The organism is Acinetobacter sp. UBA2063, assembly GCF_002333245.1.
Lineage (GTDB): Bacteria > Pseudomonadota > Gammaproteobacteria > Pseudomonadales > Moraxellaceae > Acinetobacter > Acinetobacter parvus.
Map to the genome: position 1 here is coordinate 29786 of NZ_DDAH01000165.1, position 1314 is coordinate 31099.

The 1314-nt window shown below is 42.5% G+C and carries 2 protein-coding genes; both read left to right on the top strand.

Annotated features, from left to right (window positions below; all coding sequences use genetic code 11):
* Positions 1 to 699: 30S ribosomal protein S2 (rpsB, locus tag B4H32_RS07905; protein ID WP_286801487.1), on the top strand; the 699-nt coding region annotated here is incomplete at its 5' end.
* Between the two features lie 138 nt (positions 700 to 837).
* The coding region (tsf, locus tag B4H32_RS07910) for a translation elongation factor Ts (RefSeq protein WP_286801492.1) at positions 838 to 1314 on the top strand (477 nt) is incomplete at its 3' end.

Consider the following 1314-nt stretch of genomic DNA (forward strand, 5'->3'; position numbering starts at 1 on the left):
GGTCACCAAACTCGTTTCTGGAACCCAAAAATGCGTCAATACATTTTTGGTGCGCGTAACAAAATTCACATCATCAACCTTGAGCACACTGTTCCTGCGTTAAATGATGCTTTGAACTTTGTTAACAACCTTGCTAGCAAAAAGAATAAAGTATTGTTTGTTGGTACGAAACGTGCTGCTTCTAACATCATCCGTGAACAAGCACAACGTGCTGGTCAACCATATGTTGATCACCGTTGGTTAGGTGGTATGTTGACGAACTGGAAAACACTTCGCCAATCTATCAACCGTCTTAAAGACCTTCAAACTCAATCTCAAGATGGTACTTTTGCCAAGCTTACTAAACGTGAAGCTTTAGAGCGTACTCGTGAGATGGACAAGCTTGAACGTGCTTTAGGCGGCGTTAAGAACATGGGTGGTTTACCTGACGCATTATTTGTAATCGACGTTGATCACGAAGCGATTGCAATCAAAGAAGCGAAAAACCTGGGTATTCCTGTAATCGGTATCGTTGATACAAACTCTAACCCAGACAACGTAGACTACGTTATCCCTGGTAACGACGATGCGATCCGTGCAGTAACTTTATATGCTTCTGCTATGGCTGATGCAATTCTTGCTGGTAAAGAATATGCTCAATCACAAGCAAATGCACAAGCGAAAGGCGACGACGCTGCTAAAGACGCTTCTGAGGCTTAATGCGTTTTGACGCAAGCTTGTCATTTTTGCGACATGTAATGGTGGCAGATTAAAGCGTCGAGATTGCAAACGGCCCAGAGATTCTTTGGGCCGTTTTTGTTGAACAGATTTATTTTCTACCGATTTTAGGAGAACAATATGACTGCAGTTACTGCGAGCATGGTAAAAGAATTACGTGACCGTACTGGTCTTGCAATGATGGAATGCAAAAAAGCATTAACAGAAGCAGGCGGTGACATCGAACTTGCAATTGATAACCTTCGTAAATCAGGTCAGGCAAAAGCTGCTAAAAAAGCAGGTAACATTGCTGCCGATGGTGCGATTACAATTATTCAAGACGCTAACAAAGCGATTCTTGTTGAAGTTAACTGTCAAACTGACTTCGTTGCAAAAGACGAAAACTTCAAAAACTTCTCTGATAAGGTTGCTGCTGCTGCGCTTGCTGCAAATGAAACTGATGCTGCAAAAATTGCTGAACTCAAGCTTGAAGACGGTGCGACTGTAGAAGAAGCTCGTGTTGCGCTTGTTCAAAAAATCGGTGAAAACATCCAGGTTCGTCGTGCTCAAATCGTTGAAGGCGAAAACTTGGCTGTTTACAAGCACGGTTTAAAAATC